Origin of the sequence: Mucilaginibacter gynuensis, from assembly GCF_039541195.1 — a bacterium.
Taxonomy (GTDB): domain Bacteria; phylum Bacteroidota; class Bacteroidia; order Sphingobacteriales; family Sphingobacteriaceae; genus Mucilaginibacter; species Mucilaginibacter gynuensis.
The window spans coordinates 59,545-75,513 of the sequence record NZ_BAABFT010000019.1; the positions used below are offsets into that span (position 1 = coordinate 59,545).

The window sequence follows — 15,969 nt, forward strand, 5'->3', positions numbered from 1 at the left end:
ATCAAATGGAAAAGGTGTTACATCCTGAAAATGAGCGTGGTTACAATGATATCGGCTGGTTAAAAGCTAAGTTTTCTTTCAGCTTTGGCCCATATTATAATCCCGAAAAAACGCATTTTGGTGCATTAAGGGTACTTAATGACGACATTATTGGCAAAGGGAAGGGTTTCGGTATGCATCCGCACGATAATATGGAGATCATTACCATTGTTTTGGAGGGCGCATTGGAGCATAAGGATAGCATGGGCAACAAAGGCATTATTAAAGCCGGTGAGGTGCAGGTAATGTCGGCCGGTACAGGTGTTTATCATTCTGAATATAACCCATCGCATACTGAAAATACCAGCAGCCTGCAAATATGGGTTTTTCCGAAAGAGGAAAATATTACGCCGAGGTATGATCAAAAGAGCTTTACCGATGCCATTAAGCCTAACGAACTGGTAACACTGATATCGCCTGCTAAAAACGGTGATAGTCTGTGGATTAACCAGGATGCTACATTCAGTATAGGGGAATTTGAGCCGGGAAAACAAGTTCAGTACGAAATAAAAAGCCGCGGCAATGGTATTTACCTTTTCCTGCTGGAGGGCAGCGTAAATATTGATGGTACAACATTAAACAAAAGGGACGCGCTGGGTGTTTATGATACAGATTATATAACCATTGAAACCGTTGCGCAATCCCGCTTGCTGATACTCGAAGTACCTATGTAATAGCCTTTCTGCGCATAACAGCTGTGTGTTAAATAGCATAAAAAAGCTACCTGCAAACAAATAATACAGGTTTGTTGTAGTTGACATTTAGTTACAGAATTTTTATGGCAGAGCAAGTTATACCCGGATGGAAAAAGTGGCTGGAGGAAATTGGCGATCAATGCGTTTTCTTCAGCCGCTTTTTTCGTAATGTTTTTGCAGGAGGCTTTGAGTGGTCGGAGTTTGTGCGGCAATGCTACGAAATTGGCTACCGCTCGCTGATGCTGGTAGGCATTACCTCCTTTATAATGGGCATTGTGCTGATATTGCAGCTACGCCCTACCCTTGTTGATTTTGGAGCTGAAAGTATGCTGCCGCGAACGCTTTCGGTATCGCTTATCCGTGAGATAGGCCCTGTTATTACGGCCATTATTTGTGCCGGTAAAATAGCCTCCAGCATTGGTGCCGAGCTGGGCAGTATGAAGGTAACCGAGCAAATTGATGCCATGGAAGTATCAGGCGCAAATCCTTTACAGTACTTAGTAGTCACCCGTATTTTGGCCACCTGTTTTATGGTGCCTCTGTTAGCCGTTTTGGGCGATGCCATTGGCCTTTTCGGTGGCTTTTTAGCCCTTAATATTTCAGATAGCATTAGCTTTTCCCTCTACTTTCATAAATGTATTGCCGCGCTCGAATTTGTTGATTTTGTGCCGGCATTTATAAAAACCATATTTTTTGGCCTGGCCATAGGTTTTGTAGGGTGCTACAAGGGCTATAACTCAAATAAAGGTACCGAAAGCGTGGGCATAGCGGCCAATTCGGCGGTGGTGACTGCCTCCCTGTGGATCTTTGTTATTGATGCCATAGCTGTTCAAATTACCAATTTATTATACTATTAGTAAGATGGAACAGCAGCAGGACAAAACGATAGATCAGGCTACCGATACCAATAAAGATGAAGTGGTAGTATACATTAAGGGACTAAAAAAATCTTTTGGTGATAAGGATGTGCTCAATAACATCAACCTCGATCTTAAACGGGGAGAGAATGTTGTGGTACTTGGAAAATCGGGTCAGGGTAAATCAGTAACTATACAGTGCATAGTAGGCCTTTTAAAGCCCGATGAGGGCGAGTTAACCGTTTTTGGAGAATCAGTGGCCGATATGGATGATAAAGAGCTTAAACAGCTCCGTATCCGCATTGGTTTCCTTTTTCAGAGCGGGGCACTGTACGATTCGATGACGGTACGCGAAAACCTCGAATTTCCGCTTACCCGTGTACTGAAAATAAAAGATCAGCAGGAAATTAACCAACGGGTAGAAGAAGTGCTTGATGGCGTGGGGCTGCTCGACGCGATAGATAAGCTGCCATCTGATCTGTCGGGCGGTATGCGTAAACGTGTAGGCCTGGCCCGTACGCTCATTGTAAAGCCCGAAATTATGCTTTATGATGAACCTACCACCGGCCTCGACCCTATTACCTCGCGCGAGATCAGTGAACTGATCCTCAACATGCAGAAAAAATATAAAACATCATCTATCATCATTACACACGATATGGAATGCGCCAAAATAACCGCCGACCGTGTTGTAGTAATGAACGAAGGTGAATATGTGGCCGAAGGTTCATTTGATGAGCTGGTAAAATCGGACAATGAATTTGTAAGATCTTTTTTTAACGAAAAATCATGAAAACTACCTCTTCCCAAAAAATAAAAATAGGACTGTTTACCGCTGTGGGTATAGTGGTATTGATACTGGCTATCTTTTTTATAGGCAGCCAAAAAAGCCTGTTCAACTCCACCTTTAATATTTACGGTAAATTTAAAAACGTAAGCGGTTTGCAGGTAGGCAATAACGTACGTTTTGCGGGCATCAACGTGGGTGTAGTACAAAACATTACCATTGTAACCGATAGCCTGGTGCGGGTTGATCTTACTATCAATAACAACGTAAAACGCTTTATAAAAAAGGATGCCAAGGTAGCTATAGGCAGCGATGGTTTAATGGGCGATAAACTGGTAACCATTGCCCCCGGCGGTATTAAAAGCAATGAAATTGTGAAAGATGGCGATGAACTGGTGGCTGTAAATCCGCTGGATGTAGATAAGATCATCAATAAGCTTACCCGCGTCGCCGATAACGCCGAAAAGCTGTCCGCTAACCTGTCTGATATTGTTTATAAGATCAATAGCGGCAAGGGCAGTATAGGCCGTCTATTGAATGACGAGAAGATCGCCAAAGACTTGCAAAGCACCGTAACGCAAGCCAAATCGACCATGAAAACGGTTGACGCGGCCACCGGTACCCTGCACGAAGACCTGAAAGCGGCCCAAAGCAATTTCCTGCTGCGCGGTTTCTTTAAAAAGAAAGAAAAAGCGGCCAAAGCCAAGCAGGATTCTATTAAGAAAGCTAAAGAAAAGGTAGAGAAGGATAAAAAGAAAGCCCAGGAAGAAGCCGAGAAAAAGAAGAAAGAGGCCGAAGAGGAAAAGGCCAAAGAAAAAGAATAAAACAAGAAAGGCGCTTGTAGAGCGCCTTTCTTGTTTTATAAGTTATGTATGATACTTATTCTAACTCTTTAGTAATTTCAGGCGATAATGGTTTTACAGCCGAACGGTAGCGGTGTATCAGTTTACCATTTTCATCTATCAAAAATTTCTCGAAGTTCCATTTTACCTCGCCTGTAAAATCAGGATTTTCGGCGGTGGTAAGGTACTGGAACAGCGGACTGATATCATCACCCTTAACACTTACTTTCTCGCTCAGCGGGAAGTTAACGCCATAGTTTTTCTGGCAAAAGGTTTTGATCTCGGCATTAGCGCCCGGCTCCTGGCCGCCAAAGTTATTGGCCGGGAAACCTACTACGGTTACTTTGCCTTTGTATTGATCGGCAAGTTTTTGCAGCTCGGCATATTGGGGCGTAAAGCCACACTCTGATGCTGTGTTAACTATTAAAAGCTTTTTGCCTTTGTATTTAGCCAATGAAAATGGTTTACCATCAATATTGGTTAATTTAAATTCGTACACTGATGCCGCAGGAGCTGTGAACAGCAGGGCCAGTAATATCGTTAATACTTTCATGTTTTAAAATATTGATAAATAGATATATGACCGCTAAATTAGTTATTAAATGATCGCTTGTTCAAATAATAATCCTCTTTTTGTGTCATATTTTTTTTGTCGGCCGGTTTTTTATCTGTGTAGCCCAGCAGGTGCAGGGCGCCGTGTATAATAACACGGTGCAGCTCGTCGGTTTCGGTAACGTCAAATTTGGCGGCGTTTTCGCGGATCCGCTCAATAGAAATAAATATATCGCCCACAATATCACCCTCAACCTCCGAGTTATCGAAAGTTACAATATCGGTATAGGTATCATGATCAAGATACTGTTGGTTTATTTGCAGCAGGTAGGCATCAGAGCAAAATATATAGTTTAACTCTTTAAGCTTATAATTCTCGGTTTCAACGGTTTCTTTTATCCAGCCCCTAACGGCTGTTTTATTCTTCAGTTTAAAAACAATATCCTCTTCAAAAAATGTAATAGCGGGCATTATATCTTAAAATGTAGCTCTAATTCGTTTCCACGGGTATTAAAAATGCACTGATCGGCAAGGTGCTTTATAATGTAAACACCACGACCTGTCAGTTTTTCAAGGTTCTCCTCGGATGTCGGGTCGGGCAGGTGTGAGTAATCAAAACCCTCACCTTCGTCGGTAACGGTCCATATAATTCGCTTACCGTCAACCTCGGCATTGATGATCACAATTTTCTCCGGATCTAACTTATTACCGTGTAGTATCGCGTTGATGAAGGCCTCGTTAAGGCAGGTCATCATATTTGCAAAAGTATCGTCGCCAACATGGTATTTGTCGGCAATTTCTTCAATTAAAGTTTCAAGATGAGTTATACTGTCATGTTTAGATGGCAGCTGCAAGGTAAATAACTCGCCTGTTTGAACTTTATCCTGTTCCATGTTACTTTCCATTAAGTTGTTCAAAGTAGGTTTTTACTTTTTCTTTGTAATATAAGTTTAGTGCCGGTGATACTGTTCGTATCTGTTCGGTTTGTTTAGTTTTCAGTTGCTGGTAGTTCTGTAAAGCTTTTATATATCCCGGCGGCATATCCTTAGCGCTGTTGCTTTCGCGTTTATTGTCCTGATCACGCTGTTGCTCAGCCTTTTCTGCTTCAAGTAAACGAGATTGTATCTGCTGCTGTCTTTTTAGTGCTTCCTGGGTTATCCTCCTGTTTACGATATCGTTCTCAGTTTGTTCCATTTCCATCGAAATTTTATCCAAATTCCCCAAACCACCCTTACCATCCTTATTTTGTTCACGGTTCAACTGCTCAAGTGCCTGGCGTATAGTTTGCTGCTCGCGGGCCAGTTTTGCCAGCTGCTCGCTCATATTGCCCTGCCCCTCTTTTTGCATTTGCGGCTTATTGCCCTGCTGCTGCATCTGATCGCGCGCTTTCTGCATGTTTTCGTTCAGCTGCTTTTGCATTTTGCTAAGCTGCGAAAGCGAAGGTTGTTTTTTCTTCCCTTTACCGGCCTTACCATTTTTAGCCGCGTTTTGCATTTGCTCTAACGCTTCGTTCAACATTAGTGCCAAATTATTCATGGCAGTCATGGCCAGCTGCTGGTGGCGTGTTGCTTCGCCCGTACGGCGGTCGCCCATGTTGCTTATCGCCTGCGTAATATGATCGTTTATATCTGTAATTTCCTTATTAACTGTTGATTGTATTTGCGGTACGCGTTTACTTAATGCGTATAAACTATCCTCCGCCGTTTTAAGGTTATCCTTAATATCTTTTTGTTTTTGCGCCAGCGAAATATAGCCGGGATCAACGTAACTGATGCTTTTTAGCGTTTGCATCACCTTTTCCTGCCCGAAAGAGCTGTTTACCAGGTTCTTCAATAGCTCGCGTAATTGCTGTATGTTGATGTTCTGTTCGCTCTCTTCACCATCCTGTTCCTGCTCCTGCATTTTTTTGGCCAGCTGCTGCATTTTTTGCGCGGCCTGTTGCTGCGCCTTTGATGCTTTGCTTTTGTTATTTTTATTTAAGCTTTCCTTGCTGTCATTCAGTGCTTTGTCTATTTCTTGTGTATCTTTTTCAGGATTCTCGAAGTTCATTTTTTCTTCGGCCTCCTGGTTTTCCTTGTTCAGCTCGTCCAATGATTTCTTAACGTCTTCAAAATCCTTCTGCACTTTATCCTGTTTTTGCTGCAACTCCTGTTTGTTGGCATTGGGCTTATTCGTTTCTTCGTTCAGCTTTTGCTGTTCATCGGCCAGCTTGTTTAACTGGTTAATATTTTGCTCACGTTTTTGATCGAAGGCCAGTTTCTTATACAGGTCGAGCATACGATCAAGTTCCTTCTTTAACGATTTATTGTCCATTTGCATTTTAGACAACTCATCCCTTGTTTCGTCTTTTTGACCGTTCTCTAACAATTGCTGTAGTTTTTTTAGCAATTCCTGTGTTTTTGGGTCGAGCACGTTATTGAAAAGCTGCTCAATTTGTTGCTGCTTTTGTTTTATTTCGTCGGTTTGCTGCTGATTTTCGTTCCTGTTGTAAAGGTTCTTCTTGTTTTCGTCCTGAATATCTTTCACCAATTGGTTCAATTCGCGGCGTTTTTGCAGCAGGTCTTCCACCTGTTTCTTTTCATCGAAAGAAAGCGTATTCTTATCCAGCAACTGCTGATTCAGCTTCTGCGATTCCTTTTCAACCTGCGCCGCCAGTTTAATAGCCGACTGCATTTTATCCTTAACCGATTGCGTACCCGCGTTTAGCTGCTCATCCATTTGTTTGGCATCGGGCACATCCAGACTACGCTCGGGCGAACGGGTACTTTTGGGGCCGTTTACCGCGTCGTTATCGGCCACCTCAAAATAATAGGTAATATGTTCGCCGGGTTTTATACCGAGGTCTTTCAGGTTCCAAAAATAGAAAAAGCCTGCCTGCGAACCGTTCAGATCCGCTTTTACAGCCTTGGTAACAGCTTTTGGTTGCCCACCTTCGGCGTTGATTTTATAATGGAAGGTAAGCGATGAAAAGCCATGATCGTCCTGTACCGTTCCGTTAAAATACAGCGCTTTGCTGCTTACTGAATCCTGTTTTTCTTCGACAGTAATGGCCGGTAATTCATCTGCAATTACATTGATGCGGTAGGCTGATGAATCGCCGTGTTTTACAAAATCGTTCTGCGGACGGATATTATAAACCGAGTTCTTGCTGATCTTTTCGCGATGCTCAAATACATCGGCATTATTGGCGCTTAGCATTTGCTGCTTATCGTTAAGCGAAAATGCCACTGCCGAAGCATGTTGCGTATGTAGTTTCCAGGTAACGATAGTACCTGCCGGAATGGTGAGATCGCCCGCGTTAGCCAGTGTTTCATTGGCTTTGTGCAGATAGGCCGGATAGGCGAGGTCTACATCAAAATGCAATAATGACGGGCGCTGATTCACCTTGATCTCGTAATTGGCCGATGTATAGCCATTGGCTGATAACCTGAACGCCATATTTTGCTGCACGTTGCTGAACAGGTAATTAAAACGACTGATGTTATCCTTGTTCAGTTTAAAAGTATTGCCGTTGGTTTCAATATATACATCGGCAGGCAGTTTATTGCCCGCAAGCTTAAGGTCGAATTTAAAATCGTCACCCTGGATGGCCGAAAGTGATTGATTGAGCACCACAAACTGAAACGGGGCCACCGGAGCAAAGTATTCGTTATGCCTGATGAGCCTTTTAGTACTTTCGGTAAGTATAGACGGAGCCGCGAACGCTATGATGCAGATAACGGCGGCGGGCGGGATGAGCCACTTCAAAAAGCGTCTGTTTTCGCCAATGTTAATGGCCGATGGAAAGCTGATGGGTGATAGTTCGGCTATTTTCTGATCGATACCGGCCTCCAGCAAACGTTGCTGCCGCGGATCGTTCAGGGCTTGTTTTTTGAGTTGCAGCGTGTTCAGCAACTTATCGTTTACGGCATTAAAATGCTTGCCGATGATTTGCGCGGCATCATCATGACTTAACGTTTTACCCACATTTAACCAGGCCAGTAACGATGGAATAATCAACCAACCAATAAGCGCGACGTTAATAACAATGAAAACGTAGAAAAGAATGGAACGGAAAAGCGTATTGAAGTTACCAAAGTATTCGCTAAGGGTTACGATAATGTAAAGCGAAAATAACCCGGCACCTAAGAAAATTAATCCCCTCAGCAGGTTGTTAAAATAATACCGCTTAATAAAGAGGTTTATTTTACCGATCAGAAGTTCATAATTATCAGGTGAATTCATACAAGTTGCCAAATGTAAGCCGTACTCAAATAGGTAAACGAAAATGTTTGATCAAATTGTACAGGATAAGGTTTAACCATGAACAACATTCCATTAAAGTTAATTAATCATGACGTAATAAAGCAATTTATAAATTTATGATTAAAATTATATTTGTACAATGCCCTGTAAATTTAAATGCAGATAATATGAATAATAATATCAGTTGCCCGGTTGACCATGTGAAGGTGAACGAGAACAAGATTCGCGTTGTAGCATTACTGGTATTATTATGCGCCCTCGCCTATCTCGGCACCGGCATGCAGATCATCCCTGTTTTGCTGACCATAGATTTTTTACTGCGTTCCACCGGGCTGGAGAAATACAGCGTGTTGGCTTCACTTGCAGGCATCATCGCAAATGCCGCCAACCTTAAAGTGAAACCGGTAGACCGTGCACCCAAACGTTTCGCGGCATGGGTAGGCTTCGTTTTTATGGCAGCGGTATGTTTAGTTGATATACTGGGCATGCACACCACCGCGCCGGTACTGGCCACTATTGTATGTGTGTTTGCCGCCTTAGAATCTTTTGTAGCCTTTTGCGCAGGCTGTTATGTGTATCATTATGGTGTTAAAGTGCTGGGGATTTTGAAGAATGGAAATTAAAAGGATGCTCATCCGCTGAAAGGGAGAATCGCAAATTTGCAGTAAAACCCGAAGAGATGGGTTATATTTATATCAGTAATACCAACCGATGAAAACCTGCTACCTTATCATTATTTACGTGTTTTTAGCTATTGGCGCTAAAGCTCAATCTATAACTACGCTTCACGTTAATAAGCAAATCGGCAAATTACGCACTACGGGGGTAGATACTTTTGTTACCTACATGGATCTATTTTACGGGCGGCTGATGCTCCCTGCTAAAGACTGCCAGCCTTCAAATATTCAATACCTTATCTGGAAAAACAAAGACCGATCATACATACAGCGCTTTGACGATTGTAAGGAATATCAGCCCCGCCCTATCAGCAATTCGTTTTTAAACTTTGTAACTGATAATTACGAACGGCTAAAAAAGGAAGGGTTGCTGGGGCCGGAGTTTTACGTGTATGATAATTTGGTTTTCAAAATAAAGCCGCAACATTTTGACCTGCACACGTCGTTTGAAAATTATCTTTATGTGGGCATAAACGTAACGTATAGGATGTATATAAATCATCATTCTAATTATACATTCAATATATACCTTGGTAAAAAGACGCTTAAAAAGGTATTAAACGGCTTTTACTTGGAAACCGAATCTGACGGGCAAAGCCGTAATATTAACTATTGGCGCAATCAGCAAACTATGTTGAATAAAATGAAGCAGTTGATAGATGTAGAAATTAAAAGGCAGTAGGTATAAATTACATCAATGATAACTTATAAGAAGCTATTATACGCGCTAAAAATAAACTGGATACATCTCGTTGGTTTCTATGTGTGTATAGAAATTATGATGATAGCATTTGCCATCCCGGACCTACAGCAAGATCATAATTGGCAGAATTTCTTAGGTAAGATTATCATATCGGCTCCTTTTTTAATGCTCACATACGGATTGCTGTTGGTTGTTCTCTTTTTTGTACTGATTGTATTGTTAGATGTTATTTGTTTCTCAACGATCAAATTAAGCCCTCTATATATAATTGTAGTAGAATGGTTAATTATCTCCCCTGTTTTTATTTATTGGGCGTTTAAGTATGAGTATTGGCTATGGATAGCTTTGGTAGCATCGTTCCTGGTAACTCAAATTATTAAAGGCAGAAGGGTTATACAAGACGAAGGGTAACTAAGGGTTTCGCTATATAGTTTTGAAACCCGGTTTGTATAGCGGTCGGCTACTTCAATGGTTTCAAATTGTACATCATCAATTTCCAAATACTTGCCGAAGTTTTTGATGAAGTCTTACACCGGTCAGGTTTTTGGCAATTACCTTTCCTTGTGGGTCAATGAGCAGGCTAAAAGGCACCCCGGATAAATTGAAGTAGGCAGCGATCTCGTTTTTCATGCCTTTAAGGTCTGACACCATTGTCCATGGCATATTGTCGTCCTTAATGGCTTTTTTCCATTGCTCAGCATCATTGTCAACAGAAATACCGATTACGGTGAAGTTTTTATCCTTCAACGTATTGTAAGCCTTTAAAACATTGGAGTTTTCAGCTCGGCAAGGTGCGCACCAACTCGCCCAAAAGTCTAAAAAAACATATTTGCCCTTGAAATCGGAGAATCTAACAGGCTTACCATCCGGGTCATTTTGTGTAAAGTCGGGTAGTTTAGCCCCAATTCTGCTTCTCTCAGTAATAATTAGCGAGCGCTCAATCTCTTTACCCACAGCACTTGTTTTTATTTTTTTGCTAAGCAAGTTATAAGCAATTATGGCATCGTCGTAGTCGCCTGCTGACGCTTTTTGAAGTGCTGTTGATGTACTAATCGCATTTTCTGGGTTGGCTTTTATAAATTCGTTTTCGCGTTCTGCCCATTTTATACTGATTTGGCTGAGTGTATTTAGAATGGCCATTTCCTGTGCTCCCTTTGCTTCTTTTAATTTTTCGTTTAGTAAGCGCTTTTGTGCCCTGAGATCGTCAAAAGATTTGTCAAACTCCCGATATTTAGCATCAGTTTTTGAGCCAGCCACAGTAATACTGTCTATACTACCGGAGATTGTAATTGTGCCGGGTTCGATATACAAGACAAATGAATTACCGGGTAAGAATAACATGGCCTTGCTTGGAGCAACAAGGTTTTTTGACCAATTGAATTTACCGTGCAACACCTCAAGAGTATCTACAACAAACGTTGCAAAACGCGGATAAGCAATAATAATCCGATCATCCTTTAAGTCGGTCAAATTCCCGTGAAGGGTAACGCTTTGTAACTTTGTTTCTTTTTCCTTTGTTGGAATGGATTGTGTGGTAAATTTCTTATTGAATGAATGCGTTTTTGTATTCCCTACAACGGAAGGAGTATTGTTTGTTTGCGCGCAACAAAAAGTGGAAAAGGATAACAGGAAAAATACAGTTAAAATAGGTTTCATTGGTATTGAGTCGGTATAAGGTTTACATAGTAAAGTTGAAGATAGAATAATTGCTTATTCTTTTTTGTAATATTTTTTTGAAATTTATATTTGTAGCCTTGTGATGTATTTTAATAATCATCATTCGGGATGTAGCGTAGCCCGGTATCGCGCCAGCATGGGGTGCTGGAGGTCGTAGGTTCAAATCCTGCCATCCCGACATAAAAAGAGCTGTTTGAAATGCCTATTTTCGATGTGCTCTTTTTTGTAGATTATGGAGTAGCGCCATGGCGCGAAAGCTCATACTCTTTGTTTCTTTCGGCGAGCATTTTATCTGCATTTTTAATCCCGTTTGCATCAAAATACGAGTTATTGTCGGCGATGTTCTTTTTAAATGTCTCATAAAACCTGATGGGTATCCCAAGCTTAACAAATTCTTCTTTTGTGAGGTCAAAAACCATGTGATTGTTTTTAACATAGGTATACTTTATCGAAATTTCATTCAGCTTATCTATAAGGTTCGCCTGTTCCGTTGTGCGTAAACTGTCGGGTATTATCCCCAAAAACTTATGTTGATTACCCCTTTTATCTATATAGCTGGTGTCCTTTATTTCCGAAGTTCCTGCACCTTTGCAAGCGGCCAGCCCCAAACATATAAATGCTCCAATAATGTATTTCATGATAATAATAAACAAGCGTTAATTGATAGGTTTATGAAAGCGATAAGAGTAAGAGAAACTTTAACATCCCGGATTGATATATAAAAGCCACGATCTAAGGTAGTAAGTTTCGGTTGTAATTTTAAATAGGTATAAATACCCGATTTAAAAGGTTCAAATCCTGTCATCCCGACTTAAAAAACAAAAGCCTCCGTATCATTTGACACAGAGGCTTTCGCTTTTTATATTCTTTACTGATTTTATCAGGTTGAAACTACTTGCAGCTTAGGTTTTACAACCGTTTTGCTTTTGCTGGGTTTCGCTTTTTTGAACTTGCGGCCATACCAAATTAAAAAGCCGGTTACAGGTAAGCTCGCCCCTATTAGGGCCGACAAAAATGCCAGTACTTTTCCCGGGAAACCCAGTATGCTGCCTACGTGGATATCGTAGTTCATTTTACGCAGCTTTTGCCCGAACGAAGCGCTTTCGTAGGGTACAGAATAAGCATCTTGCCGTGTTAATTCTTTTAGCGTATGCTGATCGAAGGTGTAGCCCTGGCTATTGTAAAACTGCCCCTTGTTTGGGTAAACCGTAATATTGATAGCAGTTTTTACATGCGCGGTATCCGGAAAGCTGTAATAAAAGCCGGTTGATTTGGGATGCTTCGCGATCACCCTGGCCCAGGCGCCGTCCATCGCTTGTTCGGGGGTATAAACTTTACCCCTTATAAGCGAATCAGATTCGAGCCTTTTAAATTCGGCCAGCTTATCGCCGCCCGATGTTACCCAGTAAAGGCCTTCGCTATACCATTTAATACCGTATACCATACCCGTAAGAGCAATGGCGGCCAGCACTAACATGGCGTAAAAACCAAGTACATTGTGTAAATCGAGGTTAACCCGTTTAAACGACGCGCCCCATTTTATTTTGAAGCTCTTGTCGCGGGTACTTTTGTTCCATTTTTTAGGATACCACCATATCAGCCCGGTAATAAGCAGTATCACAAACACAAGCGTGCCATAGTTTACTATTGGCCGCCCTATTTCGTAGGGCAACCAAAGAAAACGGTGTCCGTTAAGTATGAACCTGAAGAAATCGGTTTCGCCCTCTTTATGTACTTCTTTACTGATTACCGCGCCGGTATAAGGGTTTATCTTCAGCAAGGTTAAACCACTACGGCGATTGCCCGGTTTTGCCTTTGCCGATGCCAGGCTAAGGTTAATTGTTCTGCCCTGCTGGTAAAAAGCGTAGGCAGGCTCCTTATCAGGGTATAACGAAGCGGCAATGTTTGTAAGCTGCGAAGGTTTAAGCACGGCCCTATCCTGCCATTCTACCTTGGTTTCGGGTTCGAGCAGGTTGGTGATCTCCTCATTAAAAACCCAGATGCAGCCGGTAAGACAAACAATCAGCACAATGACACCCGATATAAGGCCAAGCCACAGGTGGAGCCAGCTATTGATCCGTTTAAAAAGCGAATCTTTTTGCTTCTTTTTTGCCGGTGTTTGTGTTTTAGTTGCCATTGTGCTGTTATTTAATTTCATGTGCTTATTTAAACCTGTAGGTAACGGTTAACCTGCCGTTTCTTGGCATTTCGTATATATAGGTGTAGTACGAAACATTGGTTGGTGTTACTTTAGCCGGGTCAATTGCGGTATACGAACCTTGGGTTAGCAGCCTGCGATTAAGCAGGTTATTAACCAATGCCGATACGCTGATCTTACCTTTTTCATAAGATATACCGGCATCATAACGAATATAATCTGGCAGGTTTGGTGTTCTGGCGTTTGTGCCTGTGTAACGACCAAGTTGTAACTGGTATCCACCCGAAACGCCAAAGCCATTTAATAAAGCGTGTGGTTTTGTGTAACGGTATGATAACCATCCGTTGGTAATATGATTAACAGAATTGGCTACATGAGAGCCTTCCAGGTTCTTGGCCGGGTCAACGGTTTTATCTTTAGTAACCCTGGCATCGGTATAGGCGTAGTTAAGTACTACATTTAATCCTTTAACAATTTCGCCGTTAATATCAAATTCAATACCCTTTGATTGTATCTCGCCTAACTGAATTCTCCAGTTTTGTATGGCATCAATATGATCAGGATCTTGTGTAAGCACATTTTTCTTGGTGATTTTATATACAGCCGCTGTAGTATTCCACTTGCCGCCAAACCAATCTTTCTTTAACCCAAACTCAAGGTTATTACCACGAACGGGTTTAAATATGTTTCCGTTAAAGTCGGCACCTGCCTGCGGCAAAAAGCTTTGATCAAACAATGAGTAAGCACTGAAATCTTTGGTGATAGAGTAGCTCAAACCAAATCTTGGGCTGAAAACGTTGTCTGATACCTGCGTACCATTGTTTTTACCCACTGTAACAGCATTCGTGAAACGGCCTGCCAGTGTAAGGCGCAGATCGCCATTTAAAAAGCGCAGCTCATCCTGCAAATAAGCACCTGTGTAAGTTAGATTTGTAGCGTAAGCATTAGAACCTGAACGATTCTGAATGCTTCTTGAACGGTCGAAAACCGGGATGTTGGCAGCCGGGATACCGTATACAGGGTTGTAAATATTGAAGGTAGCGTTACCGGCTAATTGAAGATCGGCCAGTTGCACGCTCGAAAAATCACCCCATGTTTTTAAGTTACCCATATCAATACCAGCCATAACACGGTGTACTACCGGGCCGGTGGCGATATCGCCCATAATGCTTACCTGCGCGTTCTTGTTAATGGCAAGCTCCTCGCTGATGTTGAGGTTTCTTCTCATGTCGCCGTTTGGCGCTATCATGGTTGGCCATGGGGTGCCACCTAATAAACCATATTTTACATAAGCTACCTGCGCGTTTAATTTCCAGTCGCTGCTTAATTTGTGGTTTAAGTATAAGGTTACGTTGTGGTCGTAAAGTTTAGCCGGGTCAAGCGATGGGTCGCCTAAAAAGAAGCTCGGGTCGGTATCGGCATATCCTTTCGGCGAAAAGCCGTAAGTACCTAAAGCCTGTGCTTCAACATGCTGAGTAGTGTACTCGGCAGTAACCACGGTATTGCTGTCAACCTGGTAGCTGATCACCGGGGCAATAACGTATTTATCAGTATAGTTGTATTTGTTGTAGCTGCCTTTGGTTTGCGCGGCCAGGTTTAAGCGGTAAAGCAGTTTGCCATCTTTAGATAGTTTACCATCCAAATCAAGTGCTGCACGGCCGAGGCTGTAGCCGCCACCGCTAAAGCTTACCGAGCTGCGGTTTTGGCCGGTAGGTTTTTTGGTAACGATGTTGTAGATACCACCCGGTTCGCCATTGGCCATCATAAAGCCTGATGGGCCTTTTATAAACTCGATACGGTCGATAGTCGCTGCATCATCAGCCAGCGGGCCCCATGGCATTTTAAGGTTCATGCCGTTTCTGAAAGCCGGTATGGTTGTACCACGGGTTGATATGTTGGCATATTGTGCATCCCAGTGACCTGTTCTTACCGTTCCGCTCACGTTACGGGTAATACCATCAACAATGTCAAACACTTGCTGATCAGCAATGAGTTTAGCACTAACCACCTGTATATTTTGAGGCACTTCAATAAGCGGCGATTGCAGCCTTAATGAAGGGGATACCTTATCTGTTTTGTACTTGTTTTTATTCGATTTTATCTGCACCTCTACCAGTTGCGATTGGTTTTCAGAAAGGGAGAAATCGGCAATTACGGTTTCTTTGGCAATTACATGGATCTGTTTTTCGGTAGGGCGTAAACCAACGGCAGTTACCATAATGGTATAGTCACCTTCCGGAACTCGTTTAATATGGTACTCACCATACTCATCAGTAATAGCGCCATACTTTGTTCCCTTTAGTACTACGGAAACCGCTTCGGCTATTGTACCGTCGGATGTGGTGATCCTACCGCGCACGGTGCCTGTTGGTTTTTCGTCGTCTGCTTTTCTGTGTAAATTTTTTTCATAGGCTTTTGATCTTTCGCCCGGTGTTTTTGAACCCGGGGTGGCGTTTGCTGCGAACGCGTAGGCACAGAGCGTACCTAATAGCAAAATTTGTTTAACTTGCATTACTTTTAATCGACATTAAAGGTGAGCCGGATTTTCCGGTTGGCCACACGGGTCCGAAACCGTGTGGCATTTTTTTGCAAAGTTAAAATTATTTAGACTAATTCCAAACAGCGCTGTTTTGTAGGGACACTATTGGGGTCGAAAATGGCATTTATTGTTCTTGAAGTCAGATTGTTGTACTTTTAAGAAATCACCCCGAAAACTTGATCTTCAATAAAAAAACGA

14 protein-coding genes and 1 tRNA gene are annotated in these 15,969 nt (G+C 42.2%); 7 read left to right on the forward strand and 8 right to left on the reverse strand.

Annotated elements, in window-relative coordinates; all coding sequences use genetic code 11:
* The first annotated feature begins 5 nt into the window (after positions 1-5).
* The 4 genes from ABD894_RS24215 to ABD894_RS24230 all read left to right on the forward strand — a co-directional run bounded on the left by ABD894_RS24215 (position 6) and on the right by ABD894_RS24230 (position 3,202).
* On the forward strand, positions 6-713 hold the full coding sequence (locus ABD894_RS24215) for a pirin family protein (RefSeq protein WP_345213674.1): 708 nt from the start codon (positions 6-8) through the stop codon (positions 711-713).
* A 104-nt stretch (positions 714-817) separates the two neighbouring features.
* Positions 818-1,591: an MlaE family ABC transporter permease gene (locus ABD894_RS24220; RefSeq protein ID WP_345213675.1), complete on the forward strand. Its 774-nt coding sequence runs from the start codon at positions 818-820 to the stop codon at positions 1,589-1,591.
* A 4-nt stretch (positions 1,592-1,595) separates the two neighbouring features.
* Complete coding sequence (locus ABD894_RS24225) at positions 1,596-2,384, forward strand: ABC transporter ATP-binding protein (RefSeq protein ID WP_345213676.1); 789 nt, start codon at positions 1,596-1,598, stop codon at positions 2,382-2,384.
* Positions 2,381-3,202: an MlaD family protein gene (locus ABD894_RS24230; protein ID WP_345213677.1), complete on the forward strand. Its 822-nt coding sequence runs from the start codon at positions 2,381-2,383 to the stop codon at positions 3,200-3,202. Before ABD894_RS24225 ends, ABD894_RS24230 begins: the two co-directional genes overlap by 4 nt.
* 55 nt (positions 3,203-3,257) lie before the next feature.
* Here the strand turns inward: ABD894_RS24230 and ABD894_RS24235 are convergent, their stop codons facing one another.
* Genes ABD894_RS24235 through ABD894_RS24250 form a run of 4 tightly spaced genes read right to left on the reverse strand, consistent with a single transcriptional unit; the run spans position 3,258 to position 7,996 of the window.
* Positions 3,258-3,773 (reverse strand): glutathione peroxidase, encoded by a 516-nt coding sequence (locus ABD894_RS24235; RefSeq protein WP_345213678.1) that lies wholly within the window; start codon positions 3,771-3,773, stop codon positions 3,258-3,260.
* A gap of 38 nt (positions 3,774-3,811) precedes the next feature.
* On the reverse strand, positions 3,812-4,243 hold the full coding sequence (ybeY, locus tag ABD894_RS24240; protein WP_345213679.1) for an rRNA maturation RNase YbeY: 432 nt from the start codon (positions 4,241-4,243) through the stop codon (positions 3,812-3,814).
* The gene (locus ABD894_RS24245) at positions 4,243-4,665 is read right to left on the reverse strand and encodes an ATP-binding protein (RefSeq protein WP_345213680.1); all 423 of its coding nucleotides are present in this window, start codon (positions 4,663-4,665) and stop codon (positions 4,243-4,245) included. The genes ybeY and ABD894_RS24245 overlap by 1 nt, the downstream gene beginning before the upstream one ends.
* 1 nt (position 4,666) lies before the next feature.
* Positions 4,667-7,996, reverse strand: a complete 3,330-nt coding sequence (locus tag ABD894_RS24250) for a DUF4175 family protein (RefSeq protein ID WP_345213681.1) — start codon at positions 7,994-7,996, stop codon at positions 4,667-4,669.
* Between the two features lie 188 nt (positions 7,997-8,184).
* On the opposite strand from ABD894_RS24250, the gene ABD894_RS24255 reads away from it, so the two are divergent.
* Both ABD894_RS24255 and ABD894_RS24260 read left to right on the forward strand, forming a co-directional pair.
* Positions 8,185-8,640 carry a DUF4395 domain-containing protein gene (locus ABD894_RS24255; RefSeq protein WP_345213682.1) on the forward strand — a complete coding sequence of 152 codons (456 nt, stop codon included), beginning with the start codon at positions 8,185-8,187 and terminating at the stop codon, positions 8,638-8,640.
* 88 nt (positions 8,641-8,728) lie between these two features.
* Entirely contained in the window at positions 8,729-9,376 is a 648-nt protein-coding gene (locus tag ABD894_RS24260) for a hypothetical protein (RefSeq protein WP_345213683.1), read from the forward strand.
* Positions 9,377-9,886: 510 nt separating this feature from the next.
* Here the strand turns inward: ABD894_RS24260 and ABD894_RS24265 are convergent.
* Positions 9,887-11,053: a redoxin domain-containing protein gene (locus tag ABD894_RS24265; RefSeq protein ID WP_345213684.1), complete on the reverse strand. Its 1,167-nt coding sequence runs from the start codon at positions 11,051-11,053 to the stop codon at positions 9,887-9,889.
* A 125-nt stretch (positions 11,054-11,178) separates the two neighbouring features.
* On the opposite strand from ABD894_RS24265, the gene ABD894_RS24270 reads away from it, so the two are divergent.
* Positions 11,179-11,252: transfer RNA gene (locus tag ABD894_RS24270), tRNA-Pro, on the forward strand.
* 52 nt (positions 11,253-11,304) lie between these two features.
* Here the strand turns inward: ABD894_RS24270 and ABD894_RS24275 are convergent.
* From ABD894_RS24275 to ABD894_RS24285, 3 genes are all read right to left on the reverse strand, one after another.
* Positions 11,305-11,712 (reverse strand): SPFH domain-containing protein, encoded by a 408-nt coding sequence (locus ABD894_RS24275; protein ID WP_345213685.1) that lies wholly within the window; start codon positions 11,710-11,712, stop codon positions 11,305-11,307.
* 242 nt (positions 11,713-11,954) lie between these two features.
* Positions 11,955-13,211, reverse strand: a complete 1,257-nt coding sequence (locus ABD894_RS24280; protein ID WP_345213686.1) for a PepSY-associated TM helix domain-containing protein — start codon at positions 13,209-13,211, stop codon at positions 11,955-11,957.
* Positions 13,212-13,236: 25 nt separating this feature from the next.
* Positions 13,237-15,744, reverse strand: coding sequence for a TonB-dependent siderophore receptor (locus ABD894_RS24285; RefSeq protein ID WP_345213687.1), 2,508 nt, complete (start codon positions 15,742-15,744; stop codon positions 13,237-13,239).
* Between the last annotated feature and the right edge of the window lie 225 nt (positions 15,745-15,969).

Coding starts and splice junctions, on each gene's coding strand:
- ABD894_RS24235 (WP_345213678.1), bottom strand. CDS start 3,773: ATGAAAGTATTAACGATATTACTGGCCCTGCTGTTCACAGCTCCTGCG.
- ABD894_RS24280 (WP_345213686.1), bottom strand. CDS start 13,211: ATGGCAACTAAAACACAAACACCGGCAAAAAAGAAGCAAAAAGATTCG.
- ABD894_RS24285 (WP_345213687.1), bottom strand. CDS start 15,744: ATGCAAGTTAAACAAATTTTGCTATTAGGTACGCTCTGTGCCTACGCG.
- ABD894_RS24220 (WP_345213675.1), top strand. CDS start 818: ATGGCAGAGCAAGTTATACCCGGATGGAAAAAGTGGCTGGAGGAAATT.
- ABD894_RS24245 (WP_345213680.1), bottom strand. CDS start 4,665: ATGGAACAGGATAAAGTTCAAACAGGCGAGTTATTTACCTTGCAGCTG.
- ABD894_RS24265 (WP_345213684.1), bottom strand. CDS start 11,053: ATGAAACCTATTTTAACTGTATTTTTCCTGTTATCCTTTTCCACTTTT.
- ABD894_RS24250 (WP_345213681.1), bottom strand. CDS start 7,996: ATGAATTCACCTGATAATTATGAACTTCTGATCGGTAAAATAAACCTC.
- ybeY (WP_345213679.1), bottom strand. CDS start 4,243: ATGCCCGCTATTACATTTTTTGAAGAGGATATTGTTTTTAAACTGAAG.
- ABD894_RS24230 (WP_345213677.1), top strand. CDS start 2,381: ATGAAAACTACCTCTTCCCAAAAAATAAAAATAGGACTGTTTACCGCT.
- ABD894_RS24260 (WP_345213683.1), top strand. CDS start 8,729: ATGAAAACCTGCTACCTTATCATTATTTACGTGTTTTTAGCTATTGGC.
- ABD894_RS24275 (WP_345213685.1), bottom strand. CDS start 11,712: ATGAAATACATTATTGGAGCATTTATATGTTTGGGGCTGGCCGCTTGC.
- ABD894_RS24255 (WP_345213682.1), top strand. CDS start 8,185: ATGAATAATAATATCAGTTGCCCGGTTGACCATGTGAAGGTGAACGAG.
- ABD894_RS24225 (WP_345213676.1), top strand. CDS start 1,596: ATGGAACAGCAGCAGGACAAAACGATAGATCAGGCTACCGATACCAAT.
- ABD894_RS24215 (WP_345213674.1), top strand. CDS start 6: ATGGAAAAGGTGTTACATCCTGAAAATGAGCGTGGTTACAATGATATC.